General features: G+C 68.0%; 18 protein-coding genes. 10 read left to right on the top strand and 8 right to left on the bottom strand.

Annotated features, from left to right (window positions below; all coding sequences use genetic code 11):
* The first annotated feature begins 234 nt into the window (after window positions 1-234).
* The 4 genes from BLU04_RS02235 to BLU04_RS02220 are packed head-to-tail and all read left to right on the top strand — an operon-like array spanning window position 235 to window position 1,586.
* The gene (locus tag BLU04_RS02235) at window positions 235-387 is read left to right on the top strand and encodes a DUF3309 family protein (protein WP_093281675.1); all 153 of its coding nucleotides are present in this window, start codon (window positions 235-237) and stop codon (window positions 385-387) included.
* Window positions 388-431: 44 nt separating this feature from the next.
* Complete coding sequence (gene bamE, locus BLU04_RS02230; protein ID WP_093281673.1) at window positions 432-749, top strand: outer membrane protein assembly factor BamE; 318 nt, start codon at window positions 432-434, stop codon at window positions 747-749.
* Window positions 750-800: 51 nt separating this feature from the next.
* The gene (locus tag BLU04_RS02225) at window positions 801-1,301 is read left to right on the top strand and encodes a hypothetical protein (protein ID WP_093281670.1); all 501 of its coding nucleotides are present in this window, start codon (window positions 801-803) and stop codon (window positions 1,299-1,301) included.
* A gap of 51 nt (window positions 1,302-1,352) precedes the next feature.
* Window positions 1,353-1,586 carry a YXWGXW repeat-containing protein gene (locus tag BLU04_RS02220; protein WP_093281668.1) on the top strand — a complete coding sequence of 78 codons (234 nt, stop codon included), beginning with the start codon at window positions 1,353-1,355 and terminating at the stop codon, window positions 1,584-1,586.
* Window positions 1,587-1,651: 65 nt separating this feature from the next.
* On the opposite strand, the gene BLU04_RS02215 is transcribed toward BLU04_RS02220, so the two are convergent.
* Complete coding sequence (locus BLU04_RS02215; RefSeq protein ID WP_093281665.1) at window positions 1,652-3,166, bottom strand: SulP family inorganic anion transporter; 1,515 nt, start codon at window positions 3,164-3,166, stop codon at window positions 1,652-1,654.
* A gap of 363 nt (window positions 3,167-3,529) precedes the next feature.
* The gene (gene rnr / locus BLU04_RS02210) at window positions 3,530-5,665 is read right to left on the bottom strand and encodes a ribonuclease R (protein ID WP_093281663.1); all 2,136 of its coding nucleotides are present in this window, start codon (window positions 5,663-5,665) and stop codon (window positions 3,530-3,532) included.
* A gap of 106 nt (window positions 5,666-5,771) precedes the next feature.
* Here rnr and BLU04_RS02205 point away from each other — a divergent pair, with 106 nt between their 5' ends.
* The gene (locus BLU04_RS02205) at window positions 5,772-7,040 is read left to right on the top strand and encodes a hypothetical protein (protein WP_093281661.1); all 1,269 of its coding nucleotides are present in this window, start codon (window positions 5,772-5,774) and stop codon (window positions 7,038-7,040) included.
* Here BLU04_RS02205 and BLU04_RS02200 read toward each other — a convergent pair.
* From BLU04_RS02200 to BLU04_RS02190, 3 genes are read right to left on the bottom strand one after another with little or no spacing between them, the layout of a single operon-like run.
* The gene (locus BLU04_RS02200; RefSeq protein ID WP_093281659.1) at window positions 7,037-7,381 is read right to left on the bottom strand and encodes a hypothetical protein; all 345 of its coding nucleotides are present in this window, start codon (window positions 7,379-7,381) and stop codon (window positions 7,037-7,039) included. The genes BLU04_RS02205 and BLU04_RS02200 overlap by 4 nt on opposite strands.
* Window positions 7,382-7,436: 55 nt before the next feature.
* Entirely contained in the window at window positions 7,437-7,724 is a 288-nt protein-coding gene (locus BLU04_RS02195) for a VF530 family protein (RefSeq protein ID WP_093281657.1), read from the bottom strand.
* Between the two features lie 28 nt (window positions 7,725-7,752).
* The gene (locus BLU04_RS02190) at window positions 7,753-13,803 is read right to left on the bottom strand and encodes a filamentous hemagglutinin N-terminal domain-containing protein (RefSeq protein WP_093281654.1); all 6,051 of its coding nucleotides are present in this window, start codon (window positions 13,801-13,803) and stop codon (window positions 7,753-7,755) included.
* Between the two features lie 239 nt (window positions 13,804-14,042).
* Here BLU04_RS02190 and BLU04_RS02185 point away from each other — a divergent pair, with 239 nt between their 5' ends.
* The 3 genes from BLU04_RS02185 to BLU04_RS02175 are packed head-to-tail and all read left to right on the top strand — an operon-like array spanning window position 14,043 to window position 18,805.
* A complete protein-coding gene (locus BLU04_RS02185) occupies window positions 14,043-14,519 on the top strand; it encodes a hypothetical protein (protein WP_157895037.1) in 477 nt (158 codons plus the stop codon).
* Window positions 14,488-15,336 carry a prepilin-type N-terminal cleavage/methylation domain-containing protein gene (locus BLU04_RS02180; RefSeq protein ID WP_093281649.1) on the top strand — a complete coding sequence of 283 codons (849 nt, stop codon included), beginning with the start codon at window positions 14,488-14,490 and terminating at the stop codon, window positions 15,334-15,336. Before BLU04_RS02185 ends, BLU04_RS02180 begins: the two co-directional genes overlap by 32 nt.
* A gap of 37 nt (window positions 15,337-15,373) precedes the next feature.
* Window positions 15,374-18,805 (top strand): hypothetical protein, encoded by a 3,432-nt coding sequence (locus BLU04_RS02175; RefSeq protein ID WP_093281647.1) that lies wholly within the window; start codon window positions 15,374-15,376, stop codon window positions 18,803-18,805.
* 269 nt (window positions 18,806-19,074) lie between these two features.
* Here the strand turns inward: BLU04_RS02175 and BLU04_RS02170 are convergent, their stop codons facing one another.
* From BLU04_RS02170 to BLU04_RS02160, 3 genes are all read right to left on the bottom strand, one after another.
* Complete coding sequence (locus tag BLU04_RS02170) at window positions 19,075-19,653, bottom strand: carbohydrate binding domain-containing protein (protein ID WP_093281644.1); 579 nt, start codon at window positions 19,651-19,653, stop codon at window positions 19,075-19,077.
* Between the two features lie 21 nt (window positions 19,654-19,674).
* Window positions 19,675-21,114 (bottom strand): MFS transporter, encoded by a 1,440-nt coding sequence (locus BLU04_RS02165; RefSeq protein ID WP_197673003.1) that lies wholly within the window; start codon window positions 21,112-21,114, stop codon window positions 19,675-19,677.
* Window positions 21,115-21,190: 76 nt separating this feature from the next.
* On the bottom strand, window positions 21,191-22,252 hold the full coding sequence (locus BLU04_RS02160) for a LacI family DNA-binding transcriptional regulator (protein WP_162274613.1): 1,062 nt from the start codon (window positions 22,250-22,252) through the stop codon (window positions 21,191-21,193).
* Window positions 22,253-22,420: 168 nt separating this feature from the next.
* Between BLU04_RS02160 and BLU04_RS02155 the strand changes: the two genes are divergently transcribed.
* On the top strand, window positions 22,421-23,503 hold the full coding sequence (locus tag BLU04_RS02155) for an NAD(P)-dependent oxidoreductase (RefSeq protein WP_157895036.1): 1,083 nt from the start codon (window positions 22,421-22,423) through the stop codon (window positions 23,501-23,503).
* A gap of 52 nt (window positions 23,504-23,555) precedes the next feature.
* Complete coding sequence (locus tag BLU04_RS02150; protein ID WP_093281634.1) at window positions 23,556-25,433, top strand: heparinase II/III family protein; 1,878 nt, start codon at window positions 23,556-23,558, stop codon at window positions 25,431-25,433.
* Window positions 25,434-25,570 lie beyond the last annotated feature (137 nt).

The following is a 25,570-nucleotide window of genomic DNA, read 5'->3' as shown; positions in this document are numbered from 1 at the left end:
GCAAAATGTCGATTCGCCTCATGCAAAATGCGGCCATTCCGCCGGGTACGACAAAAGCGGCCCCTGGCGTGCCACGTGCATTTTGCCCTTTAAAGATGCTGGCACCGAGGGCTTAAGGAAAAAACCGTCCCATTGTGGCATGGCCGAAGCACTCCTAATGGTGACGGTCGATTCACCCAACGAGAAAAGGCCGCCCCCGAAGTCCCCTTAATTCAACGCCAACGAAAGAAACCTATGCGCACCATCCTCCTGATCCTCCTGATCCTCTTCCTCCTCGGGGCCCTCCCGATCTTCCCCTACAGCTCCAGCTGGGGCTACTACCCGAGCGGCGGCCTCGGCCTCCTCCTCCTCATCCTGATCATCCTCGCCGTATTGGGAATCCTCTAGTCCCCGCCTTCGTCCCCAAAACCCCCCATCCCGTTTCCCACATCATGAAAAATCTCCTGAAACTCTCCCTCTGCCTCCTCGCCGTCCTCCCGCTGGCCGCCTGCGACCAGCCGCCCGGCAAGGCGGCCACCTCGATCTTCGGCACCAGCCTCACCCAGGCGAACCTCGACCGCGTCCAGACCGACATGTCTCCCGCGATGGTCAAGAGCATCCTGGGCGAACCCTCGGAGTCGAAGACCGAGGCGATCCCGATCGTCGGCGGCACGCAGACGACTTACATCTACCGGAATAATTCCTCCGAAGTGAAGATCGTCTTCAAGAACGACCAGATGAAGGAAAAGACCGGCTCGTTCGGTTCCTAAAAGAAATTCATCAGAAACAATCCAACCCCCAAACCCCAACCCACCAAAGCCATGAAAATCACCACCACCTACCTCCTCGGCGCGATCCTCGTCGCCGCCAGCGCCAGCTTCGCCCTCGCGCAGGAAACGTCGTCGACCACCACCACGACGACCACCCAGCAGCCTCCCGCCCCGCCCGTCCCCCCGCCGGTGACGACCGTCCAGACCACCACGGTTATCGTGAAGGCCCCGATGACCTTCTACATCCGCAAGGCGGAGAGCGGCGGCCTGAAGGACGGCGACGCCCTCACGGTCCGCGCCAGCGGCAAGGTCTATGACAGCGACGGCGACGTCGTCGGCCACCTCACGAACCTCTCCGGTTCCGACGTCCGCTCCACGCCGGTCCGCGACGAATACAAGATCAAGAGCCCCGGCGGCACCCTGATCGCCTCGACCCGCCCTTCCTCGGCCTACGACAGCGACCGCAAGGTGACCGTCGTCCGCCAGGACAAGCCGGAACCCGTCGCCAGCACCACCACGACGACGACGCGGGAAACCACGGTCACTCCCTAGTCCGGCTCGCGGCAACGGACGCCTGAACCCAACCCCAACCCAAGAACCAAGATGAAGACAACCTCACGCCTCCTGATCCTTCCGATCGTGGCCCTGGCTCTCTGCCTGGTCGGCTTCGCGCCGCAGGCCGAAGCGGGGGTCCATGTCGGCATCGGCATCGGGGTGGGAAGCCCAGGTTACTATGGCCCGAGTCCCTACTACGCCCAACGCGAGTGGGTCCCGGGCTACTGGGTCCGCCACCACCACCATAGCGAGTGGGTCCCCGGCCACTGGGTCTATCGCTAGACCCGGGGCCGACGCCCTCCCGGTGAAAAAAATCCCGCCCTTTTCCAAGGGCGGGATTTTTCGTTTCAGGCGAGCTGGTCGTCGGCGACGCGGTAATGGGGGTCGCCCGCCGGGTCGGTTTCGATGACGCCCTTCCGCGTCAGCAGCTCGCGGCAATCGGGGCTGAGGTGGCGCAGGTGGAGGCGCTTCCCCAGCGCCTCGTACTTCGCCGTCAGGCTGTCGAGCGCCTCGATGGCCGAATGGTCGGCGACGCGGGCGCGGCGGAACTCGATCACGATCTCCTGCGGGTCCTCCTTCGGCGAGAAGAGCTCCTGGAAGCGGGAGGCCGAGGCGAAGAAGAGGGTGCCGGTCAGCTCGTAGACCTTCGTGCCGTCGGCCTCGACGCGGCTCGTCGCGCGGATCTCCTTCGCGTGTTCCCAGGCGAAGACGAGCGCCGAGAGGATCACGCCGAGGATCACCGCGACGGCGAGGTCGGTGAAGATCGTCACCACCGTCACCAGCACCATCACGAGGTAATCGTGGTGCGGTACCTTCCTCCAGATGCGGAGCGAGGCCCAGGCGAAGGTCTTCGCCGAGACGACGAACATCACCCCCACCAGCGCGGCGACCGGGATCCTCTCGATCCACGACGAGGCGAAGAGGACGAAGCCGAGGAGGAGGAGCCCCGCCGTGATGCCGGAGAGGCGGCGCGTCGCCCCCGAGGTCACGTTGATCATGCTCTGGCCGATCAGGGCGCAGCCCCCCATGCTGCCGAAGAATCCGGCGACGACGTTCGCCGCGCCGAGGGCGAGCGATTCCCGGTTCGGGCGGCCCCGCGTCCCGGTGATCTCGTCGATCAGGTTCAATGTCAGCAGCGATTCGATCAGCCCGACGAGGGAGAGGATCACCGCGTAGGGGAGGACGATCCAAAGGGTCGCCAGATTCCACGGCACGGCGGGGAGATGGAACGGCGGGAAGCCGCCCCGGATCGAGGCCATCTCGCCGACCGTCTTCGCCGGGATGCCCGCCACGGCGACGAGGAGGGAGACGAGGACGATGGCCGCGAGCGCCGAGGGGACCGCCTTCGTCACGCGCGGGATGAGGTAGACCAGCGCCACGGTCACGGCGATCAGGCCCGCCATGACGGCCATCTGGTGGGGCGTCATCCAGACCGCCGCGCCCGCCGCGTCGCGCACCTTGAAGTGGCCGAACTGGGCGAGGAAGATCACGATGGCAAGGCCGTTCACGAAGCCGAGCATCACCGGATGGGGAACCATGCGGATGAACTTCCCGAGCCGGAAGAGGGCGAAGAGGATTTGGAGCACCCCCATCACGATCACCGTCGCGAAGAGATATTCGGCCCCGTGCCGGACGACGAGGTCGACCATGACGACCGCCAGCGAGCCCGCCGCCGCCGAAATCATCCCCGGCCGCCCGCCCCAGACCGCCGTGATCAGGCAGACGATGAAGGCCGCATAGAGGCCGACGAGCGGATGAAGATGGGCGACGAAGGCAAAAGCAATCGCCTCCGGCACCAGCGCCAGGGCGACGGTCAGACCGCTGAGGAGATTGTTCTTCGTGTCGGAAAGGGAAGAGCTCATGGAAAAGCTGAAACCCTAGGAAGAGGGACCGGGAAGTCGAGGCTCGATGCAGGGGCCAAGTGGCTTGATCTCCCATAGAGCCGTCTCCCAATAGGAGTCTAGGCGTATTGGCCCCGTCTCTCCCTACAGCTCGTACCCTCGGACGCTCAGGGAAGCAGCGGATTTTAAAACAGTTCGGAGACGAGGCGCAGGGGGAACGCGTCCGCCTAGTTCAGGCCCTCAGAACAGGAGGTCACGGAGGGGCGGAGCCCCTCTGTGGCGTTAAGCGGATCGCCTCCAGCTGTACAGGGTCGACCCCGCAAGCCCCGAAGGGCGTTCCGACGACAGCCCGCAGAACGCGCTTTTTTCCCAAACGTCTCGCCCCTACCCCACCTTCCCCGGCGGCGTCAGCAGCTTCTGCTTCGTCGTTCCGAAGTCGACGAGTCTGCGCCCCAGGTCGACGTTCACGACGTGGACGCCGATGCGCATGCCCGTCCGTACCTTCGCCTTGCTCTTCTCGCCGCGCAGTTCCTGCCGGGCGGCGTCGAAGTCGTAGAAGTCGCCCTGCATCTCGGAGATGCGGACGAAGCCGGTGACGAGGAAGTCGGGGAGCTCGACGAGGAGGCCGCCGCTGCGGACTTCGAGGACGAGGGCGGGGAAGACTTCCTTGGTCGAGGCCTGGGCGCGGAGCGAGAAGAATTCGAGCTTCTTCAGGATGACCGATTCCTTCTCGGCGTCGCTCGCGGTCCGCTCGGTGGCCGAGAGGGCGTCGGCGAGGCCGGGGGGGAGGGGCTGCGGCTTGCCGAAGAGGGCGCGGTGGATGGCGAGGTCGGCGTAGCGGCGGATCGGGGAGGTGAAGTGGGCGTAGTTCTTCTTCGCGAGGCCGAAGTGGCCGAGGGGCTGCTCGGAGTAGACGGCCCGCTTCATCGACTTCAGGAGGTTGGTCTTGATGACCGGCTCCTCGGCCTTCCCGGCGATCCGGTTGAGGAGTTTCTGGATCTCGCCGCGCAGGGTGAGGTCGCCGACCTGGATGCCGAGGGTGAGGACCTGGGCGCGGAAGTCGTTGAGGCGCGCCGGTTCGGGGTTCTCGTGGACGCGGTAGAGGGCGGGGCGGTTCGCCCGGCGGAGTTCCTTCGCGACGAGCTCGTTGGCGAGGAGCATGAATTCCTCGATGAGCTGGTGGGAGGCGTCGTTCTCGACCTTTTCGAGGCGGACCGGCTTCCCCTTCTCGTCGAGGCGGACCTTGACCTCGGTGAATTCGAGGTTGAGCGCGCCGTCGGCGAAGCGGGCCTTGCGGAGGGTCTGGGCCATGGTGCCGAGGACGGTGAGGTGCTTCCCCATGAGGCCGACGGGCTTCTTGATGAGCTTGTAGGCTTCCTGGTAGCTGAAGCGCATCCGGCTGTGGATGACGCCCTGGACGAAGCGGGTGCCGAGCACTTTCCCTCGCGGATCGAGGCGGACGACGACGGTCTTCACGAGGCGGTCGACGTTCGGGCGGAGGGAGCAGAGGCCGTTGCTGAGCTTCTCCGGGAGCATCGGGATGACGCGGTCGACGAGGTAGACGCTGTTGCCGCGCTTCCGCGCCTCGATGTCGAGGGGGCTGCCGGGGCGGACATAATGGGAGACGTCGGCGATGTGGATGGCGACCTCGAGGACGTTGTCGGGGAGGAGGCGGTAGGAGAGGGCGTCGTCGAAGTCCTTCGCGTCGTCGGGGTCGATGGTGAGGACGAAGTCCCGGCGGAAGTCCTCGCGGTCCCTCAGGTCCGATTCCTGGACGGTGTCGGGGATGCGGTCGGCCTCGGCGAGGGCGGCGGCGGGGAATTCCTCGGGCAGCTCGAACTTGCGGATGATCGAGAGGAGGTCGATGCCGGGCTGGTCGGGCGGGCCGAGGACCTCGGTGATCTCGCCCTCGGGGCTTTCCTTCGGGGAGGTCCATTCCTTGAGCTTCACGACGACCTTGTGGCCGAGGGGGATCTTCTGCCGGGGCGGGGCGACGATGATGTCGTGCTGGATGCGGGAGTCGTCCGGGCGGACGTAGTAGGCGACCTTCGCCCGCTCGAACGTCCCGACGAGCTGGGTCCGCGCCCGCTGGAGGATGCGGATGACCTGGCCGCTCAGCTTTTCCGATCCGGCCTTGCGTCCGCCGCCCCCGTTCCGTCCGGACTTCTGCCCGCGCGGGGTGTTGAGGCGGACGAGGACCTGGTCGTGGTGCATGGCGACGCCGATGTCCTCGGCCCCGATGTAGACGTCGGGATGGTCGGGATCGTGGGGGACGACGAAGCCGAAGCCGCGCTCGTTCACGGTGATCCGGCCCGCGACGAGGCCGAGCCGTTCGGGCAGGCAGTAGAGGCCGTTGCGGACGGCGACGAGGCGGCCCCCGTTTTCCTCGGCGTCGAGGAGGGCGAAGAAGGCCGCCGTCTCCTCGTCCCGCACCTTCAGTTTCCGGGCCAGGCCCTTCCGGTCGAGGGGCTGGTATTGGGATTGCCGCATGAGGGCGTAAAGGGGGGCGGCTTCGATCATCCCTCCACTATGGCCTCGTTCCGGAAAAAGTCGATGGCCGCGCCCTCCTTTCGGGCGGAATGGTTCGCTTGAAAAAAGGGGCGGTTCGGCGCAGGGTGGGGCCCTGATGAGCACGGAACATTCCGAAGGTGCCGGCGCGGCGGCGAACGAGGCGATCTTCGGGGCTCCCGGGGCAAGGGAGAGCGGCCTCCGGTCGGCGATCGCGGGCGGCTGCGGCTGGGTGCTCGCGCTCTTCCTCGCCGACGCGGCGCTCTCGATCGTCGCCTCGGCGTTTTCCCTGGCGGGGAGTTCCTTCCTTTCGAGCCTCTCGGGGCTCCTCTCGCTGGTCGCGCTCCTCGCCGCCGCCGTGACCTACGGGCTCTCGGGGCTCACGCCCATGATCCCGAAGCGGCTCGCCTACCCGCTCTTCTTTTTCTACGTGGCGGCCCTGCTGGGGGAGCTGTACCGGATGTGCTGGACCGGCCATCTGGCCTCGGGTTCGGCCTGGTATTATCTGGTTTTCTCCCTCGTCCAGGGGGGGCTCGGCCTCGCCGTGTTGAAGGCGGTGAAGGGAGGCGAGGGGGCTGGGGCGCTCTGGTCGTGGCCGCTCTGCCCGGGGGAGCGGATCACCGGCCAGGCCTTCACGTGGTGGAATCCGGCGTTTTTCCTCGCGGTCAGCGGCCTCCTCGCGGTGGGAGCGGTTCTTTTCACGGTTTTCTGCGCGGGGGTCGGCCTCTCCCGGAGCCCGCTCGGGCCGTTCATGGCGCTTCATCCCGGGGGGCTGACGATGCGGGCGCAGACCTACACGCGGGAGGCTGACGGGAAGCGGATCGATCTTTATCCGATGATCCACGTCGCCGACGCCGTCTTCTACCGGAACGTCCTCGCCGCGATCCCGCCGGAGGAATTGATCCTGACCGAGGGGCTGCAGGACCGGAAGAAGCAGCTCCGCTCGCGCGGCCTCGATTACCGGCACGCGGCGAAGAAGCTCCAGCTCGCCTCGCAGGCCGACGCCTTCGTCCCGCAGACGGCCCGGCAGCAGAACGCCGATGTCGATCTTTCCGACTTCTCCCCGACGAGCATCGTCCTCGTCAACCGGATCAGCGACCTCTTCCAGAACTTCACCGTGGCGAAGATGCGCGGGCTCCAGGTGCCGCCCGCGGAGCTCCAGCAGCTGCTCTACGACATCGACACGCGGCGGAGCGCCCACCTCCTCGCGGTGATCCGGGAGGAACTCCCCGGCACCGACGCGATCGCCGTCCCGTGGGGGGCGATGCACATGGTCGCCGTGGCGCAGGGGCTCCGCGAGGAGGGCTTCGTGCTGAAGGAGACCCGGGAACTGCGTTACCTCGCTTTTCCCTGGGCCTCCTCGGTCGCCGCTAACGCGTCGCGTTAGTGGTGGTGGCCGCCGCCATGGTGGTACCCGCCGCCGTGCCAATGCCCGCCGCCGCCGATGATGACGGTGGGGCCGCCGTAGTAGTAGGGATCGGGCGGGGGCTGGCTATAGGCCCAGTAGCCGGGAATCCAGACCCGCTCCCCGCGATGGATCTCCCAATAGCCGGGAACCCAGTAACGCTGGGCATAATAGGGATTGGGACCGTAGTAGGCGGGGGGGCCGACGCCGATCCCGACGCCGACGTGGACGCCGGCCTGCGCCGCCGGAGAGGAGCCGAGGAAGCAGGCGAGGGCGAGACTTCCCAGGACCAACGGAAGCCTCATCCGTTTGATGGTTTTCATTCCCTAACATACCCCATTTCGGAGGGAAAAGCGAAAGGGATTCCGCGAGCCCGGGTCAAGCGGCGGACTGGCCCCCGTCCGGGGCGGCCGCCTTTTTCTCTCGTTCCCGCTGCTGCTGTTCCTCCCAGACGAGGTCGCGGAAGAGGTCTTCGACCTTGGTCCGCGCCCAGGGGGTCTTCCGCAGGAACTGGAGGCTCGATTTGACGCTCGGGTCGTAGTTGAAGCAGCGGATGGCGATCCGCTTCCCCATCTCCTCCCAGCCGTAGGCCGCGGCCAGCCGCGTCACGATCTGCTCGAGCGTCACCCCGTGGAGGGGATCGTGCGAGGAATGGGCGGAGGGCATGGGCCGCAGGTGTCCTGGTTCTATGGTCCTACTGTCCGAAAATCGCGCCGTGGAGGTCGTTCCGGGAGGCCGGGGAGAGGCCGCGATCGAGCTGCGGGGGGGGCGGCGCTCCGCCTCCGGCGTTGATGCCGTTCGCGCCGATCGCGGCGAGGGTCCCGGGACCCATGACGGTTTCCTTGCCGCCGCCGGGGACGTTGCCGGAGGGCGGCGCGTTGTTGCCGAGGGCGCCGCTCTTCTTGCCGTTGTCGTTCTTGCCGTCGTCGGTGGCCTTGCCGCTCCCCGAATCGCCGCTGCTGCTCTCGACCGCGTCGGGCTTCGTGTCGCTCGTCTTCACGACGGGGGTGGAACTGACGATCGTCGTCGTGCTCGAGGTCGTGTCGGTCGTCAACTTGTTCACGACGGTGACGATGGTCGCCGTCGTCGTTGCGGCAGCCGAGGTCGTCGCCGCGGTGCTGGCCGAAGGGCTGCCGAGGCCCGCGTCGATGACGAGGGAGGGTTGCCCGTTCGAGGCCGCGCTGCTCGTCGCCGTGGAGAGGACGCCGTCCGTGACGGCGACGGTGGCGACGGTGGCGGAGCCGACGGTGATGTCGTTGAGGCCCGTGTTGGCGGCGGTCGTCGCGGTCGCCCCGTTGAAGGTGAGGGTGTAGCCGGCGGTCTGGCCGGCCTTGCTGCCGTAGATGACGTGGAATCCGTAGCTGTAGTAGGGGGCCCGGCTGTTGATGGTGACCGTCCCGCCGAAGACGTTGCCCGTATTGGTGAGGAGGAAGTCGCCGTATTCGCTCACCGTGAGGTTGCCGCCGACCTTGAGGGCGGCGGTCTGGGTCACGGAGGTGGTGGTGGCGAAGGTGGCGTCGAGGTTCCCGGCCACCGAGCCGCCGATCGTGGTGGAGACGGTGTCGGTGAGGGTGACGTTGCCCTGGACGTTGTCGAGGGTGATGGCGGTCGCCCCGGTGAGGCTGAGGGTCGCGGCGCTGGTGCTGCTGCCGCTGAGGGTGACGTTGGCGGCGGTGTCGGAGAGGGTCACGGCACCCCCGGTGTGGTTGTTCACGATCGAGGTGGTGCCGGAGAGGCTCATCGTGACCGCGCCGGTGCCGCTGAGGTTGAGGACGGAGGCGGTGACCGTCGCCCCGCCGGAGGAGCTGATCGCGCCCTTGAGCGTCACGTTGCCGGTGAGGCTGGTGTTGGAAGCGACGTAGATGCCGCCCGTCGAGCCGTCGAGGAGGATGCCGCCGGTGTGGGTGGCGAGGCCGGAAGCCGAGGTGAGCCACGCGCCGCTGGTGGCGGTGCCGAGGGAGAGGAGGGCGTTGTTGGCGGCGAGGATCGTGAGGAGGCCGGTGCCGGTGACGGTCGAACCGGCGAGGTTGACGCCGCCCGTGGCGGTGAGGGTCGCCGCGCCGGTGCCGAGGTTCACGTTGGCGGTGGTGGCGTAGAGGGCGTAGGCGGTGGTCGCGCTCAGGCTGGCGGTCCCGGTCAGGAGGGTCGTCCCGGTGGCGTTGGTGAGGGACGGGGTGCCGAGGGTGGCGGAGATGCCGTAGGAGGTCCCGGCGGAGGCGGCGCCGCCGGCGCCGGTGAGGGTGAGGGTGCCGGCGCTGACCGAGACGGAGGAGGAGTCGAGCGTGACGCCGTAGGAAATCCCCGAGGCCCCGGTCACCGCGCCGCCGCTGCCGTTCAGCGTCAGGGAACCGGTGCCGCTGACCGTGATCGAGCTGGCGACGTCGGAGCCGAAGAGATCGATGCCGAAGGAGGTGCCGGAGGCCCCCGTCGAGGTCGATCCGGTGCCGTTGAGGACGACGTTGCCGGAGGTCGTCGCGGTGGTGCCGTGGACGGAGATGCCGTGGGAGCCGATCGAGGCCCCGTTGGCCTGGCCGCCGGTGCCGGAGAGGTTGAAGCTGCCGCCGCTAGTCGAGGTGAGGGAGGAGTACTCGAATTGGATGCCGTAGGACTGGGTGCCGGAACCGGCGAGGCCGGTGAAGTGCATGGCTCCCGTGGTGGTGGTGAAGGTGCCGGTGTTCGAGTAGATCCCGTAGGAGCGGCCGCTCGTGGTGTTCGACGCATTGCCGGTGCCGTTGACGGTGAGCGTTCCCGCCGCGGTCGAGACGGTCGAGTTCGAGAGCGAGATGCCGTAGGAGCTGCCCGCGGAGGAGGAGCCGCCCGTGCCGGTGAGGGAGACGGAGCCGGTGCCGGAGGCGCTGAGGGTCGAGTTGGTCTGGATCACGAGGCCGTTGGAGCCGTAGTTGCCCCCGGTCACGTTCCCGGCGGTGCCGGTGATCGAGAGGGTCCCGGCGGAGGTCGAGAGCGTCGACGCCGAGATCGAGACGCCGGTGACGCTGTTGGAGCCGCCGCCCGCCCGCGTGCCGTTCAGGGTGAGGTCGGTGGAGGCGGTGATCGTCGAGCCGGAGATCGAGATGCCGCCCGCCGTGGCGGTGAGGGTGAGGGCCGAGGGCGCGGTGATCGTCTCGCCGGTGAGGGTGATCGAGGTGGCGGTGACGGTCGAGGCGGCGCCGACGGTCAGCGTGCCGGAGGAGAGGCGGACGGCGGTGTTCGTCGCGCTGTTGATGTTCCCGTCGAGGGTGTAGACGGAGCCGGTTCCGAGGCCGAAGGTGATGTTCGTGGAGAGGGTGAGGTTGTTCCCCGAGGCGCTGTAGAACACGGAGAGGCCGGAGACCTGGCTGAGCGCGGTGGCGAGGGTGCCGTTGGAGCCGTTGGCGGCGCTGATCGTGAAGCTGTTCAGGTCGAAGCTCCCGCCCGAGGCCCCGGAGACGCTGCCGACGGCGGCGGCGGTCGTCGCGGCGCTGCTGACGACGACGGTCTTGCCGTTGAGGGCGGCGTTGACGATGAGGGTGTATTGCCCGCTGCCGAGGTACCCGGTGGCGTTGGTCTGGGCGGCCCCGTTGGAGTAGACGACGACGGCGCCGAGGCTGCCGAGATCGGTCGCCCCGGAGAGGGCGGTCTGCCATTGGAGGTAGGGATTCGTGACGCCGCTGATGATGTTCCACGCGGTGAGGAAACTTCCGGAATAGTTCGTCGAGACGAGCATCTGGGCCGAGGTGAGGCCGGTGGCGCCGGTGGCGGTGCCGCTGCCGATGCCGGTGCTCAGGGTGCTGGTGTCGGTGTTCCAGTAGTTGTAGGTGACCGTGCCGCCGTTGCGGTTTCCGATGAGGCCGCCGACATAGCTGGTGAGACCGTAGGCGGGGGTGGAGGCGGCGGAGGAGGCGGTGCCGGTGGAGTAGGAGGTCGTGACGGTGCCCCCGATGATGCCGCCGATAAGGCCGCCGACGGAGGCGATATCGCCCGCGACGTCGGTCACGTTGCCCGTGGCGTAACTCGCGCTGAGGGTGCCGTTGTACATCTGGCCGACGAGGCCGCCGCTCCAATTCGTCGAGCCATACGCCGTCGTGTCGGTCACGTTGCCCGTGGCGTAGCTCGCGGTGATGGTGCCGCCGGCGAAGGTGGTGCCGTTGTAGCTCGCCCCGTTGCCCCCGACGAGGCCGCCCGCGAAGTTGTAGTTGTAGGTGGCGCTGTTGCCGACGTTGGGGACGGTGATCGAGACGTTGCCGGTGGCGTAGGTGCGGGTGATCGTCCCGTTGTTGTTGAGGCCGACGAGGCCGCCCGCGAAGTTGTTGTCGCTGGTCCCCGTCTGGGTGCTGGTGAGCGAGACGTTGCCGGTGGCATAGGAATCGGTGATGGTTCCCTGGTTGTTGTAGCTGACGAGGCCGCCCGCCGACGCGGTGACGCCGTCGGCCACCGTGGCGGTGACGGTGCCGGTGGCGTAGGAGGAGGTGATCGAGGCCTGATAGCCGTTGGTCCCGACGAGGCCGCCCGCGTTGTTGCCGGCGGTGACATTCCCCGTCGCGTAGGAATTGCTGATGGTGGCGGTGGTGTTGTTGCTGCCGGAGAGGCCGCCGACGGAGTTGCCGGTGCCGTTGACGGCACCGAGAGCGTAGGACTTGTCGACCGTGTAGTCGTTCTGCCCGACGAGGCCGCCGATGAAGCCGACGCCGGTGACGACGACGTTGGTGTGGGAGCCGGTGATGACGCCGCCGATGTTGTTTTCCCCGACGAGGCCGCCGGTGTAGTTGGTGCCGGTGACGGTGCCGCTCGCGGCGGCGTTGCTGACGGTGCCGCCATTGTTGTAGCCGACGAGGCCGCCGACGTAATTGGTGCCGGTGACGCTGACGTTGGTGAGGGTGATGTTCTCGATCCGGCCCCTGCCGCTGGCGCCGCTGACGTAGCCGAAGAGGCCGACGTAGTTCACGCCCGACTGGTTGACCGTGAGGTTGCTGATCGTGTGGCCGAGGCCGTCGAAGTTCCCGCTGAACCTGTAGGTGTTGTTTCCCATCGAGGTGAAGCCCGAGAGGCCGCTGGCGTCGATGTTGGCGTTGAGGGCGTAGCTGGTCGTGTTCGCTCCGGCATTGACGGCCGTCGCCATCTGCTGGAGCTGGGTGGCGTTGTTCACCAGCATGTAGGCGGTGAAGTTCGAGGCGGCCCCGGTGCTGACGTTGGCGCTGTAGGCGTAGGTGCTGAGGTAGTTCCCCGAGTCGTAATAGACTTTGACCGTCCCGCTGGTGCCGGAGACGCTGATCGTGCCGTCGATGACGACCGCGCCGGCCCCCGTTGCGCCGGTGTCGGCATGGAGAACGACGTTGCCGTTGCCGGTGTTCGCGATGTTCCCCTCAATGATGATGTCGCTCCCCGCGTTGAGAGTGAGGGTGGTGTTGGTGCTCCAGGAGATCGTCGCGCCCGAATCGAGGGTGATGATCTCGGTCTGGCCGTTGGTCGCCGAGGAGGTCGTCAGGGTGACGTTGGCGGTGGAGAGCTGGGTGCCGAGGGCCGAGGCGAGGAAGGTGTTGACCCCGTCGGGGGTGCCGCTGGCGAGGATCTCGATCGAGCCGGGATCGAAGAGGAGGTTGCCGATCCCGCCGTCGCCCCGGAGGTCGGCGAGGCCCCCCCGGACGAGGAGGTTTGCGCCGGAGACCTCGGCGTCGCCGCCGATGCCGGTCGCGCCCGCGCCCTTGGCCTCGATCCGGCCCGAGAAGAGGGTGGTGCCGCCCGCGATGATCGTCACGGTGCCGCCGTCGCCCGCATCGGTGGCGTTCGCCGTGATGAGGCCGGTCGCGTCGATGTCGTCGTCGGTCTTGATGTCGACCTTGCCGCCGCCCGAACCGGCGGCCCCGTCGGCATGGATCTCGCCAGCGGCGACGATCTTCCCACTCCCGCCGAGGACGCCGAGATGGATGACGCCGCTCTTCACGCTCGCGCCCGTCGCACGAACGACGCCGGTGTTGTTGATGGCGAGGCTGTAGAGGTTGCCGGTGGCTTTGAGGTCGGCCTGGACGGCGTTGATGAGGCCGCTGTTGTTGATGCCGGTGCCGGCTCCGCTGCTGAGGCTGCCGCTCCCGACGCGGACGAGGCCGCCTTCGGGGACGCCGGTGGTCAGATAAAGTTCGTCGGTTGCGTAGACGCCGACGAGGCCGCCTTTGCCCGCGACTTCGCTGGCGTTGACGGTGCCCTGGTTGTCGATGTGTTTGGCGATGAGGTAAACATCTCCACCGACGGCGTTGATGGTGCCGAGGTTGGTGATGGCGGCGGTGCTATTGCCGACGAAGTGCATCGCGCCGCTCCCGTTGTTGGCGATGAAGTCGGCGTTGTTGATGTCGAGGGTGCTCGCCATGAACCCGGCGGTGTTGACGATGCCGGTGGCGCCGATCATGACGCCGTTGGGGTTGATGAGGAAGACTTTGCCGTTGGAACTCAACGTGCCGTAGATCTGGGAGAGGTTGGTCCCGACGACGCGGTTGAGGACGGTGCTGTTGGCGTCGCTCTGGATGAATTTGGTCAATTCCCCAGCCCCGATGCTGAAGTCTTGCCAGTTGATGACGGCTCCGTTGCTGTTGACGACGGTCAATGTGTTGCCGCTGCTGCTGATGTTGGCCGTGCCACTGACGACGTCGCCCCCGGTGGGGTTCGCTCGCAGCTCCCATGGAGTCAGGCTCAGGCCGGTCATCAGACCGAGCATCAAGATACCGGCCAGCTGCCCCAACTGGCTCTGCCCGCGAAGGGCCCCCGTGGATTTTTTCATGTACCTTGTACTCTTATAATCAATTAATTGCCGTGGAATGATCCTCAATGTGTACCAAAGCAAAGGGACCGGTAGGAAACAAGTACTTCATTCCGTGAAACATAAGGATATTTAAGGGGCCGCAAGCTTTTCCCGACGTTCCGCTCGCTTCCTAGGTAGGAATGCGTTCTATGCTTAGTATATCGCCGGTCGTGGCAAAAGCGGGCTTTAGAGCAATGATGTACTCGAGTAAAACGACAATGAGCGAAATACGAATCAGAGCGGGCTTCAGCCTGGTCGAGGTGGCGTTGGCCCTCGGGATCTGCTCGTTCGCGCTCATCGCCCTGCTTTCCCTCTTCACCATCGGCCTCCACGACTCGAAGGAGTCGGGGGAAAAGATCGAGGCGGCGAATCTCGCCTCGCTCATCCTCTCGGCCCGGCGGGCCTCTCCCTCGGGGACCAACGGGACGATGTCGACCCTCGCGATTCCCGCCTCGGCGCTCGCCCGCTCCTACGGCGACGCCTATGCCGGGGCCGACAAGTACGTCTCTGCCGACGGCACCCTCACCACCCCGGCGAAGGCCGCCTTCCGCATCCGGTGCAGCGCGGGGACCAACGCCGTGACGGGAACCGGCGTCTCGATGGTTTACCTCCTCCTCAGCTGGCCGCCCCAGGCCGATCCCACCGGCCCCAACGCGAAGACCTATGAATTCTTCAGCTGCATCCCCCTTCCCTGAGTCCCGCCCCGGCGGCCCCGGCCTCCGTCGCGCGCGCCGGGGGAAAGGCGCGGCCGGGTTCACCCTCGTCGAGACCCTCGTCGCCGTCACGATCCTGGCGCTCATCACCACGCTCCTGGCGCAGGTCATGGGCGCGGCCTCCCTCACCAGCCAGGTCGTCCAGCGGCGGATCAACAATTTCACGAAGGCCCGCGCCCTGATCGACCTCTTCTCGCAGGACCTCGCGGCGGGCCTCTACCGGAGCGACCTCGCCTTCTATCCCGCCGGGGGGCAGACCTTGATCGCCTTCTACACGCAGCGCCCCGGCGTCGGCGCGACCGCGACGCGGAACCTCGCCCTCGTCCAATACGCCATCGACACCACCTCGGCGGAGAGCCCCCTCCAGCGGAGCGACCTCGCCATCGGCTGGGACAAGTCCCAGTCAGGCGACGTCTCCTTCGGCGAGGCGACGACCCTCCCGAAGCTCTCCCTCGTGAAGCCGAGCGACACGGCGAACGGCGTCGTCGGCCTCCAGGTCCGCTTCCTCCTCGCCGACGGGACGATCCAGGCGAAGTATGCGAACACGGTCGACAACCCCCTCCGCGCCATCGGCGTGACGATGGCCGTGGTCGACGACGAGAGCCTCAGGAAGATGACCCCCGCGCGGCTCAACGCGCTGCGGGCCGTCTTCGCCTCGACCGCCCCGGCCGACCACGCCGTGAAGGAAGCCTGGCAGGACGCCCTCGGGGCCTCGTTCGACTGGCCCTCCTATCCCGCGACGCTTTCGAGCGGGCTCCTGATCTTCGAGCGTTTCGTCTATGTTTCGCCCGTCTTCTGATCGCCGCCCGCCCCTTCGGAAAAGGGGGCGGCGGGGCATGGCGCTGCTGGTCACCCTCTTCCTCCTCGCGATCCTTTCGGTGATGCTCGTCGCGCTGGTCAGCCGGACCAGCCTCGACCACCAGGCGAGCGCCAACTACACGAAGTCCCTCCGCGCCGAGGAGATCGGCATGGCGGGCCTCGAGATGGTGATCTCCCAGCTCCGCCAGGAGATGGGCAAGGACCAGCTCCCCGACCTCACCTACCCCGCGAAGCCGCTCTACCTCAACGTCACCGCCGCCAACCTCTCCCCCCAGCCCCTCGGGACGAACTCGGCCATGCCGCTCCTCGTCAAGATCAGCACGAACGCGCCGTTCTTCACCGGCAGCCGGGCGAAGGGGACCCTCGTCGCCTCGACGGTGAGCACGGCGACGGCCTCCCTCAACGGCCGCTCCTACGGGATCACCCGGTGGGGCGATCCCCGCCTCGGGACGTTCCCCTCGACGAAGGCGCTCCCGGCGTGGGTCGTCGTCACGCGGGGCGGCCCCACCGACGGGACGCAGGCCCTCTTCGGCTCCGCCGGCGGGACGATCAACAACAGCGCCATCTCCAACACGAACTTCGCCATCGGCCGCTTCGCCTACGCCGTCTACGACACCAGCGGCCTCCTCGACATCACCGTCGCCGGGTATCCGACGAACGCCATCCCCCCGGCGCAGGCGGTGGCGCTGAAGGGGGCCCTCGCCGGGGCCGACGTCTCGGCCATCGGCATCGACCCGAAGACTTTCACCGCCTGGCGCAACGCCGCCTCCGCCGTCTCCGCCGCCTCCTACCTCTCCTACGTCACGAACTTCGCCGCGACGAACGGCTTCCGCAGCATCACCAACGGGGACACCACCTTCCTCAGCCGCCAGGACCTCATCCTCGCGGCGCAGAAGGGGACCGCCGGGCTGACCACCGCGATGCTGACGAACCTCACCGTCTTCAGCCGGGAGCGGAACGCCCCCGCGTGGCTCCCGCAGAATCCCGTCGGGATCACGCCGAACCCGAACTACGCCTCCCTCGCCGCCTCGTCGAACGCGACCAACGCCTTCGCCCCCCTCATCCGGAGGACCGCCGCCGCCACTCTCACGAACTACCCCGTCTCCGGCTCGGCGACGACCTACAAGGTCGTCGCGGGCGATCCGGTCGTCTACACCCGCTTCCCCCTCGACCGGCTCCGCTGGATCACCTCGTCGGGCCCCGCCGCCGGGATCACCGACGACGCGATCCAGGCCTGCTTCGGCCTGAAATGGGACAAGCCGACCGGCGTGTGGAAGTATGTCGGCTCGACCCTTCCCTTCGCCGCCGTCGAGCAGTCGGCGATCAAGACCCTCGCCCAGGTCGCCGCCGAGTCGAGGCCGCGCGAGGCGAACTTCTTCGAGCTCCTCCAGGCCGGGATCCTCAACGGCTCCCTCGGGAGCGAGCTCCACGGCACCCTCGGGCAGGGCGCCGGGAGCACCCTCAATTCCTTCACCTTCCACGAGACCTCGGTCCTCCTCCACCTCTTCCGCATCGGGGCCTCGATCCTCAGCCAGGTGCAGGCCGACGGCTGCCCGATCGTCCTCGAATACGCCCAGCCGAACATCAGGCTCAACAACGTCACCTACACGCCGAGCGTCCCGTGGCAGGCCGTCGGCATCGCGAACCTTCCCTACCTCAGCATGATGACGGCGGTGGGCGGGACGAGCCCCGACGACACCAGCGCCTTCGCCACCTACATGATGTTTGGCCTCTGGAATCCCCACCAGGGATCGGGCGCCCTCGTCAGCCGCCCGCCCGTCCGCCTTCGCCTCCAGGGGAATGTCTCCGTCGGGAATTTCTTCTTCGGCTTCCCCGGCGGCGCGACGACCGTCTATGAGAACACCGGGATCAACGGCGGAAATATCCCCGGGGGACGCTGGAATCTTTCGAGCACCGTCACCCTTTCCTCGGGGGCGGGAAACGGGGTGAACGGCTTCGTCGATCCCCATGTTCCCCTGCCGGGCGACGTCGATTCCGTGACGACGGCGGGCACCCCGGCGGGGCTGACCTGGGCGACGGTCTCCGCGCCGAACGGCTTGGGCGGCGTGGCGACCTACGCGGCGTTCCGCCTCCCCGACCTGAAACTGAGCCCGACCTACACGAGCGACCAGTTCATCGGCACCGCCGGGGGGGACAACTATTGCAGCATCGTCAATTTCTGGGCGAACACGAAGGAGACGATCGCGCAGCTCAGCCCGACCCACCCCTTCAACGTCGTCCTCGAATTCCAGAACCCGAACGGCCTCTGGATTCCCTACAACTTCCTGACCGGCATCAACGATCCGCAGACCTGGATGGCCAAGTCGGGCGGCTTCTACGCCGGGGGGCTCGGCAAGGTGCCGACGAGCGGGCCGGGCACGACCGCCGCGCCGATTCCGATCAGCAACATGACGACCTCCGATCCGGGCAACCTGGTCTATTATTACAAGGCGTTCTGGGAAGTCCCCGATCCCCGTTCCCTCCGCTACAACTTCACCCAATCGGTGCTCCGGGGGCCCTCGACATGGGGGACGGGGCTCAACTCCTCCCCCTGGTCGGCGGCGACCGACGCGGGGAGCCAGACGCTGGGGCGGACGGGACCCCAGGTGGCGCAGTACGGCTTCGGCCCGCCCTATGCGCCCGCCTCGCTGATGCGGAACAACAACCAGTCGGGCTTCGCCCGCGCCGATGTGACGAAGGCCGCCGCCTATTCCGATCCCGACGGCGTCGCCCGGATGGCCGACAGCGGCGCCTTCGGCACCGCCGCCCCCTCGGGGGCCAACGCCTGGCAGGGCGATCCCTACGCCCTTTCGACGACGCGGGTCGCCGACCGGCCCGTGATCCTGAACCGGCCCTTCGCCAGCGTCGGCGAACTCGGCTACGTGAACCGCGATTACCCGTGGCGGACCCTCGACCTCTTCACCGCGAACAGCGCCGACGCGGGCCTTCTCGATTACTTCACCGTCAGCCAGTCGGCCGATTCGGTCGCCCGGGGGCGGATCAACCCGAACAAGGCCCCCGCCCCCGCCGTCGAAGCCCTGTTGCGGAACTCGCTGGCGAGCCTCGCCGCGACGAACGCGATCTCCAAGCCGTCGACCCTCGCCGCGAGCCTCGTCACCTTCACCGCCGGGACCAACGGTATCGCCGGGCGGGACCAGATCGCGACCCGCTTCGTCTCCGGCCTCACCGCGGCGAACTACACGACGACCGACGAGCGGAACGTCAAGGCGCTGCGGGAAGGCGCGACGCGGGCGCTCGCCGACGTCTCGCAGACGCGGACGTGGAACCTCTTCATCGACATGGTCGCCCAGGCGGGCCGCTATCCCCCGGGGGCGACGCGCCTCGACCAATTCCAGGTCGAGGGGGAGCACCGGTTCTGGCTGCATATCGCGATCGATCGGTATACGGGGGAGATTCTTGATCAGCAGGTGGAGAGGGTGATGCAGTAGGGGGGGGCGCGGGGGAGGGGCGGCCCTTCGGGACCTGCGCGGTCGACCCCGTACAGCTGGATGTAATCCGCTTTATAGCCACAGAGGGGCTCCGCCCCTCCGTGACCTCCCTTTCGGAAGGCCTGAACTAGGCGGACGCGCTTCCGCTGCGCCTCGTCTCCCTCACTGGATTAAAATCCGCTGCTTCCCGAGCGTCCGAGGATACGTACTGAAGGGGTAGCAGTACCAATACGCCTAGACTCCTATTGGGATAGGGGCGCTTGGGTGGCTTAAAATGGTGCGACGGAGAAGTCGTCGAAGTCGGCGACGGTGGGGCGCTTGTTGAAGGCGTGGATGGCGAGGGAGAGGAAGGCGGCTTCCTTCGGGACGGTCACGGTGAACGTATAAGGATGCCATTCCCGGGCGTCGGGCGGGACGAGGGAGATGAAATCGCCGGGGGTCTCTGGCTTGATGGGTTTCTTGTCGCCGTCGAAGAACTGGATCCAGAGGCCGACGCCGCTTTCCTCGACGCAGCGCGCCCAGTAGGCGATGCGGTAACGCTTTCCCCCCTCGACGGCGAGGCGGGGGCTCTCGAGCCACGAGCCGGGGCCGTCGGCGGCCTGCTTCACCCGGAGTCCCGCTTTGCCCTCGTGGGCCGCCTCGGCGCTCACCTGGCTGATCCCGGCTGTCTCGTCGTCCTTGCCGAGGGTCCAGCCGTCGAGCCCGGCCTCGAAGTCGGCATTGGGGAACGGCAGGGCGGCGGGGGCGGAGGGCGACGGAGAGGGCGCGGGCGTCGCTTCCTGTGCCGGGAGGGAGGCTCCGGCGAAGAGGAGGAAGGAAGAGGCGAGGACGAGGGCGGAGCGGTTCATGAGGGGGGAGGGGGGAAGGTTCTAGATCACGCCGCGGCGGCGTTCGAGGGCGGCGCGGACTTCGGCCATCCGTTTCCGGTCGAGGGGGTAGTACCAGATGAAGAGGAGGGTGACGCTCCAGACGGCGAGGGGGAGGATGAGGAAGATCAGCCGCATCCGCTGGAGGACTTCGGGAGGCTGCTCGGGCAGGGCGGCGCTGAAGCCGGAGAGCTGAATGAGGAGGCCGCCGAGGCCCGCCGCGCCGGTGAGGGCCGCCTTGATGAACCAGGAGAAGAAGGCGTTGAGGGAGCCTTCCCGGCGGCGGGTGCTGCGGAGCTCGTCGTAGTCGGCGACGTCGCCCTTCATCGAGGGGATGAAGAGCCAGACGGCCGAGACGATCATCGAGCTGAAGACGGCGGGGATGACCTGCAGGTAGGGCTTCCCGGGCTGGAGGCAGACGACGTTGAGGAGGTGGCCCGCCATGCTCCCGCCGAGGAGGATCGCGAGGACGACCTTCTTGTCGAGCCGCTCGCTCACCCAGGTCCAGAACGGGATGGCGACGATCCCGGTGAGGAAGGTGACGCTCGAGATCCAACCCCCGATGACCGAGGCGTGGGCGAGTTTCCCGCCGTTGACGTAGTAGATGTTGAGGTATTGGCCGAGGGTCCCGACGGCGCCGCCGCCGAGGAGGAGGAAGAAGGAGATCCCGATGAGGCACCACAGCGGGCCGCACCGGGCCGATTCCCCGATGCTTTTCCAGAAGGGGTCGCGGGCCTGGTGGCGGGTCTCGGCCTGGTAGTAGCGCTCCTTCACGAAGAGGGCGGGAAGGAGGCCCATGACGAGGATCAGCGCGGCGATGTAGCCGCTGCAGGCGCGGACGCCGTGGACGATGTCGGCCTTGCCGGTGACGGGATCGGCGAACCAGGAGCAGGTGAGGAGCGCCATCGTCCAGCCGCCGAGGAGGCCGGAGAACTTGCTGAAGAGGGCCATCCACGCGCTCAGCCGGGTCCGCTCGTCGTAGTGGGGGGTCAGCTCCAGCTGGAGGCTGTAGTAGGGCATCGCCCAGCAGCTGAACCCGGCGTAGAAGACCATCCCGACGACGATGAGGTAGGCGATCTTCCCGTGCTCGCCGAGGCCCTCGGGGAGGCGCCAGAGGAGGAGGGAGAGGCCGGAGGTCGCGATCGCCCCGGCGACCATGAAGGGCCGCCGCCGTCCCCAGCGGGTCCGGGCGTTGTCGGAAATGTTCCCCATCACCGGGTCGGCGAAGGCGTCCCAGCCGCGCAGGACCATGAGGGCCATGCCGAGGAGGGCCGGGCTGAGGCCGAGGCCGATGTTGAAGTAGGGCATCCAGAGGACCGAGGTCACGAGCCCGGTGGCGAAGTAATCGGTCGTCCCGCCCGCGCTGAACATGATTTTCTGGAGCAGGGGAATGCGGTCCCTCGACGGGATGCCGGAGGGGGCGCTGGCGGGCAGGGGATCCACCCGAGCAGCATGGGGGGCGCGCGGGGAGGGGCAACGCCGCGCCCGTTCTAAGCATTGAACGGGGAACGAGGCCGGCTCACCGCCCGGGGAGGGAGGGGGCGTCGACCCAGATGCCCTCGACGAGGAACTCGATGGGGGTCTCGGGGATGCCGCGCTCGTTGCGGTGGATCATGCCGACGAGGAAGTCGACGGCGGCGCGGCCGATGGTGAGGTTGTTCTGGTGGATCCCCGCGAGGAGGGGGGCGTTCCGCGTGGTCGAGATGACGGCGAGGCCGCAGGTGGCGAAGTCGATCTTCAGCCGCTTGAAGAAGAGGGGGATGCTCGGGTCGTGGGAGAGGATGGCGTCGGGGCGGTGGGCCTCGTACCAGGCGGCGAATTTTTTCTGGAACGCGGGGCCGGGATCGGCGCGGGTGGGGGAGCCGGGGCCGAAGCCGGTGTCGTCGAAGATGAGCGGCGGGAGGTGTTCCTTCCGCGGGAAGTGGCGTTGCGCCGAGAGGTAGCCGGAGGAGAAGTTCCCGTTGGCGCTCCGCTCGTTCCCCTCGACGGTGACGAAGCCGATCCGCCGGTAGCCCTTCGCCCGCATCGTCTCCACGGCGAGCATGGCGCTCCGGTACTGGGCGTTGCAGGCGCGGTGGAAGGCGGGATGCTGGAGGCGGAAGCCGAAGGCGACGGAGGAGAAGTTCTCCCAGTCGAGCGTGAGGTTCTGGTAGCCGACCGGCTGCGGCGGGAAGAGGAGGCCCTGGATGTTCCGGGCGTGGAGCATGCGGGAGAGCTGGGCGGGGGTCGTCGTCGCGGTGTGGAATTCCTCCAGCTTGTATCCCAGCTCGGCGCAGCGGAGGACGGTCCCCTCCCGGTACTCGCGGAATTCGGCGGGCTCATAGAGGGCCTCGGGCGGGGTGTGGTTGTTGATCCAGGCGAGGAGGCCCTGGTGGCGGGCCGTCCGGGCGTTCCGCTTGTAGGCGACGAGGGCGGCCAGCATCGGATCGGGCTCGTAGCCGAGGTCCTTCGCCAGCTTCTGGATCCGTTCCCGGGTGGCGGCGGGGAGGCGGGGGCTGTCGCGGAGGGCGAGGGAGACGGTGGTGACGTGGACACCGGCCCGTCGGGCGATTTCCGTCTGGCTGATGCGGCGGGACGACATGGAGTGCTCTCTTTTTAGGGGGGCGTCCCCTCCCGAGTCGAGTTTCATTCTATGGTTATAACGACGGCGGAATTGTCGGTTCCGGGGGGCCTCTCCATGCTGGGGGAAAGCCCATTCCATGCATTCCCCTTTCTCCAGCGCCGCGGCCGGGTCTTCGGGGAGGGTCTCGTGACCGGCCTGCCCGCCACCCTCCCGACGGCGGAGGCGATCCGCGCGGGGAGCGCCCCCTCGGCCTCCTCCTCCCTCTCGACCGACCGCGTCCTCATCGCCCTCCGGGGCGACGCCCGGGAACGCTTCGAGCCGCTCTTCGATCCCTCGCTCCTCGCCGACACGCCGTGGCTCTGGCCCGACCTCTCCGCCGAGGCGTCGTGGGGCGGGGTGCTGGAGGAATTCGCCCCCACCGTCGTCGTCACCGGGTGGGAGACCCCGCCCGTCCCGGCGCGGCTCGCCGCCTCCCCCGATTTTCCGCTCCGCTACCTCTGCCACCTCACGGGGACGGTCCGGACGATCGTGCCGCGGACGCTGCTGGAGCGGGGCGTCGTCGTCTCGAACTGGGGGCGGCAGGTCGCCCCGGCGGTCGCCGAGCACGCCATCCTCCTCCTCCTGATGGGGGTGCGGAACCAGCCCGCCTGGGGCGCGGCCCTCGCCGATTGGCCGAAGAACGGCTACGCCACCCTCGACCTCGGCATCGGCTCCCTGCGCGGACGCCGGGTGGGGCTCCACGGCTTCGGCGCGGTGGGGCGCGAGGCGGTCTCGATGCTGCGCGCCTTCGGGGCGACGGTCTCGGCCTACTCCGCCGGGGTGCCCTCCGACCACTACGCCCAATACGGCGTCCGCGAGTGCGAGACGCTGGAGGAGCTCTTTTCGACGAGCGACGCGGTGATCGAGTGCGAGGGCCTCACCGAGAAGAGCCGGGGCTCGGTCACCGAGGCGGTGCTCCGCCTCCTGCCGCGCGGCGCGGTCTTCGTCAACGTCGCGCGGAGCGCCATCGCCGACGAGGCGGCCTTCGTCCGGCTGGCGCGGGAGCGCGACCTCCGCGTCGCCCTCGACGTCTTCGACGCGGAGCCGCTTCCCGCCGCCTCGCCCCTGCGGACGATGCCGGGCGCGATCCTCACGCCCCACATCGCCGGGCCGACGCGGGAGGGTTTCGCCGCCCTCTTCCACACCGCGATGCGGAACGTCCGCCGCTTCCTCGACGGCGCGGAGGTCGAGGGCCGCGTGACCCTCGAGGCCTACGACCGGGCGACCTGATTCTTTCGAGTTTCTTGAACGCGTCCTCGTCTCGGTTAAGCTGAATTCCTCCATGCCGCTCCTTCCCCCCCTCGCCCCGGCCCGCGTCCGGGAGATCGAAGGCTTTCTCTCCGCCTCGGTCCCGGCGTCCGTCCCTTCCCGCCGCGCCCGCGCCGTCTGGGACGCCCTGGGGGCCGACGCGGCCGTGAGGGAGCGGATCGTCTCTCTCGCCGCGGCCTTCCTCGCGGAGCCGATCCCGGAGCTGAGCGACGCGGCCTACCTCGAATCGCGCCGCACCGGGGGGCGCGCCGGGTATCCGGCCCGGGCCGAGGACCGCCGCATCCGCGTCACCCTCTTCGTCCTCGCCGAGGCGGTGGAAAACGGGGGCCGCTTCCTCGCCGCCGCCAACCGGGAGATCGCCGCGATCTGCGCGGAGCGGATCTGGGTGATGCCGCCCCACGACTGGAACAAGCTCAACTTCGAGGGCCTTCGCATCGACAACGACCTCATCTCCGCGATGACGGCGTGGACCCTCGCCACCGCCGACGCGATGCTCGGCGACGGGCTCGAGGCCCCCGTCCGGGAGGCCCTGCGCGGGCGGATCCGCCAGACGGTGACCGGCCCCTTCCTCGCCGCGATCCGGGGCCTGCGGGAGCACGAGTGGTGGGCGCGGGACGCCTACAACTGGAACTCCGTCGTCCACGCCGGGATCGTCGGCGCGGCCCTCCTCCTCGCCGACGACTATTCCCCCGCCGAGCGGGCCGAGATGATCGCCGCCGCCGAGGAGGCGATGCCCTCCTACCTCGCCGGATTCCCCGCCGACGGCTACTCCGTCGAGGGGATCGGCTACTGGCGCTACGGCTTCGGCCACTTCGCCCTCCTCGCCGAGGCGGTGCTGGCGGCGACGGGCGGGAAGGTCTCCCTCTACCGGCCCCGATCCCAGCCGGAGGCGGCCTATGCGCACGCCCGCCTCGTCGCCCGGTTCCCGGAACGGTTCGAGATGACGCGCGGCACCCATTTCTATCCGCCCTTCGCCGACGCCCGCTTCCCGGAACCGCCCGCCGCCTGGCTCCATCATCTGTTGGAGTGGCGCTACGGCTACGGCCAGCCCCCTTCCCCGATCCCCCTGCCGGAGGGCGATTTCGCGCAGGGCTTCTTCAGCTCCTTCCTCCATGCGTGGGGGGTCGTCCTCGGCTTCGATCCCGGCCTCGTCGCGGGGAAGGCGGAACAGGCGCGGGGCTCCGACGGCCTCCGCGATTGGTTCGAGGCGAGCGCGATCCTCGTCGCGCGAGGGGCGCGGGCGAGCGTGGCGTTCAAGGGAGGGAAGAACGGGGTCGCCCACGGCCACAACGATCTCGGCTCCTTCCTCTTCGTCGTCGGGGAGACCCCCCTCCTGGTCGATCCCGGCCTCATCCATTACAACAACCCCGACACCTTCGGGCCGAACCGGTTCCGGAACCAGATCCTCGGCTCCTACGGCCATCCGGTCCCCCTCGTCGCCGGGCAGTGGCAGGGGAGCGGGAAAGACTTTTACTCGACCGTCGCCGAGGTCGCCTTTGCCGACGAGAGCGACCGCCTCGTCCTCGACCTCGCCCCGGCCTATCCCGTGCCCGAGCTCCGGACGCTCGAACGGCGGTTCACGTTCTCCCGCGCCGGAGGCGGCCTCCTGACCGTCGAGGACCGCTTCGCCTTCGCCTCGCCCCAGTCGTTCGGGGTCGCCCTGGTGAGTTACGGGACGTTCCGGGAAGAAAGGCCCGGGGTCTGGATCGTCTCGCACGAGGGCGCCGCCGCCCGGATCGAGATCGAGAGCGACGGCCTCCCCTTCGAGGTCGTCGACGAGGCGCTCCGCGACGAGCCCAAGGCCGGAAAGGTCCGCCGTCTCGGGATCACCCTGGCCGCCCCCGCCCTGGCGGGCCGGATCGCCCTCCGCATTCTCCCCTATTCGCTGTAGGCCTGTAGGCAGGCAAGAGGCAGGGAATCCCCGGACAAGGGGGTTATACTATGCTTAGAATTGCGAGAACGTTGTTTGCGTTTAATTGCTTCTTTTATGATGGAAGCGTATGAAAACGACCCCGCTGTTTTTCTCGT

The organism is Verrucomicrobium sp. GAS474 (assembly GCF_900105685.1).
GTDB lineage: Bacteria > Verrucomicrobiota > Verrucomicrobiia > Methylacidiphilales > GAS474 > GAS474.
The sequence above is the reverse complement of the archived record's forward strand: the minus strand, read 5'-3'. Positions and strand labels throughout refer to the sequence as shown.

Bases quoted from the DNA above. Each gene is read 5' to 3' on its own strand.
- BLU04_RS02200 (WP_093281659.1), bottom strand. From the start codon at position 7,381: ATGAAAACCATCAAACGGATGAGGCTTCCGTTGGTCCTGGGAAGTCTC.
- BLU04_RS02220 (WP_093281668.1), top strand. From the start codon at position 1,353: ATGAAGACAACCTCACGCCTCCTGATCCTTCCGATCGTGGCCCTGGCT.
- rnr (WP_093281663.1), bottom strand. From the start codon at position 5,665: ATGATCGAAGCCGCCCCCCTTTACGCCCTCATGCGGCAATCCCAATAC.
- BLU04_RS02170 (WP_093281644.1), bottom strand. From the start codon at position 19,653: ATGAACCGCTCCGCCCTCGTCCTCGCCTCTTCCTTCCTCCTCTTCGCC.
- BLU04_RS02195 (WP_093281657.1), bottom strand. From the start codon at position 7,724: ATGCCCTCCGCCCATTCCTCGCACGATCCCCTCCACGGGGTGACGCTC.
- BLU04_RS02185 (WP_157895037.1), top strand. From the start codon at position 14,043: ATGAGCGAAATACGAATCAGAGCGGGCTTCAGCCTGGTCGAGGTGGCG.
- BLU04_RS02150 (WP_093281634.1), top strand. From the start codon at position 23,556: ATGCCGCTCCTTCCCCCCCTCGCCCCGGCCCGCGTCCGGGAGATCGAA.
- BLU04_RS02160 (WP_162274613.1), bottom strand. From the start codon at position 22,252: ATGTCGTCCCGCCGCATCAGCCAGACGGAAATCGCCCGACGGGCCGGT.
- BLU04_RS02225 (WP_093281670.1), top strand. From the start codon at position 801: ATGAAAATCACCACCACCTACCTCCTCGGCGCGATCCTCGTCGCCGCC.
- bamE (WP_093281673.1), top strand. From the start codon at position 432: ATGAAAAATCTCCTGAAACTCTCCCTCTGCCTCCTCGCCGTCCTCCCG.
- BLU04_RS02215 (WP_093281665.1), bottom strand. From the start codon at position 3,166: ATGAGCTCTTCCCTTTCCGACACGAAGAACAATCTCCTCAGCGGTCTG.
- BLU04_RS02190 (WP_093281654.1), bottom strand. From the start codon at position 13,803: ATGAAAAAATCCACGGGGGCCCTTCGCGGGCAGAGCCAGTTGGGGCAG.
- BLU04_RS02175 (WP_093281647.1), top strand. From the start codon at position 15,374: ATGGCGCTGCTGGTCACCCTCTTCCTCCTCGCGATCCTTTCGGTGATG.
- BLU04_RS02235 (WP_093281675.1), top strand. From the start codon at position 235: ATGCGCACCATCCTCCTGATCCTCCTGATCCTCTTCCTCCTCGGGGCC.
- BLU04_RS02180 (WP_093281649.1), top strand. From the start codon at position 14,488: ATGAATTCTTCAGCTGCATCCCCCTTCCCTGAGTCCCGCCCCGGCGGC.
- BLU04_RS02205 (WP_093281661.1), top strand. From the start codon at position 5,772: ATGAGCACGGAACATTCCGAAGGTGCCGGCGCGGCGGCGAACGAGGCG.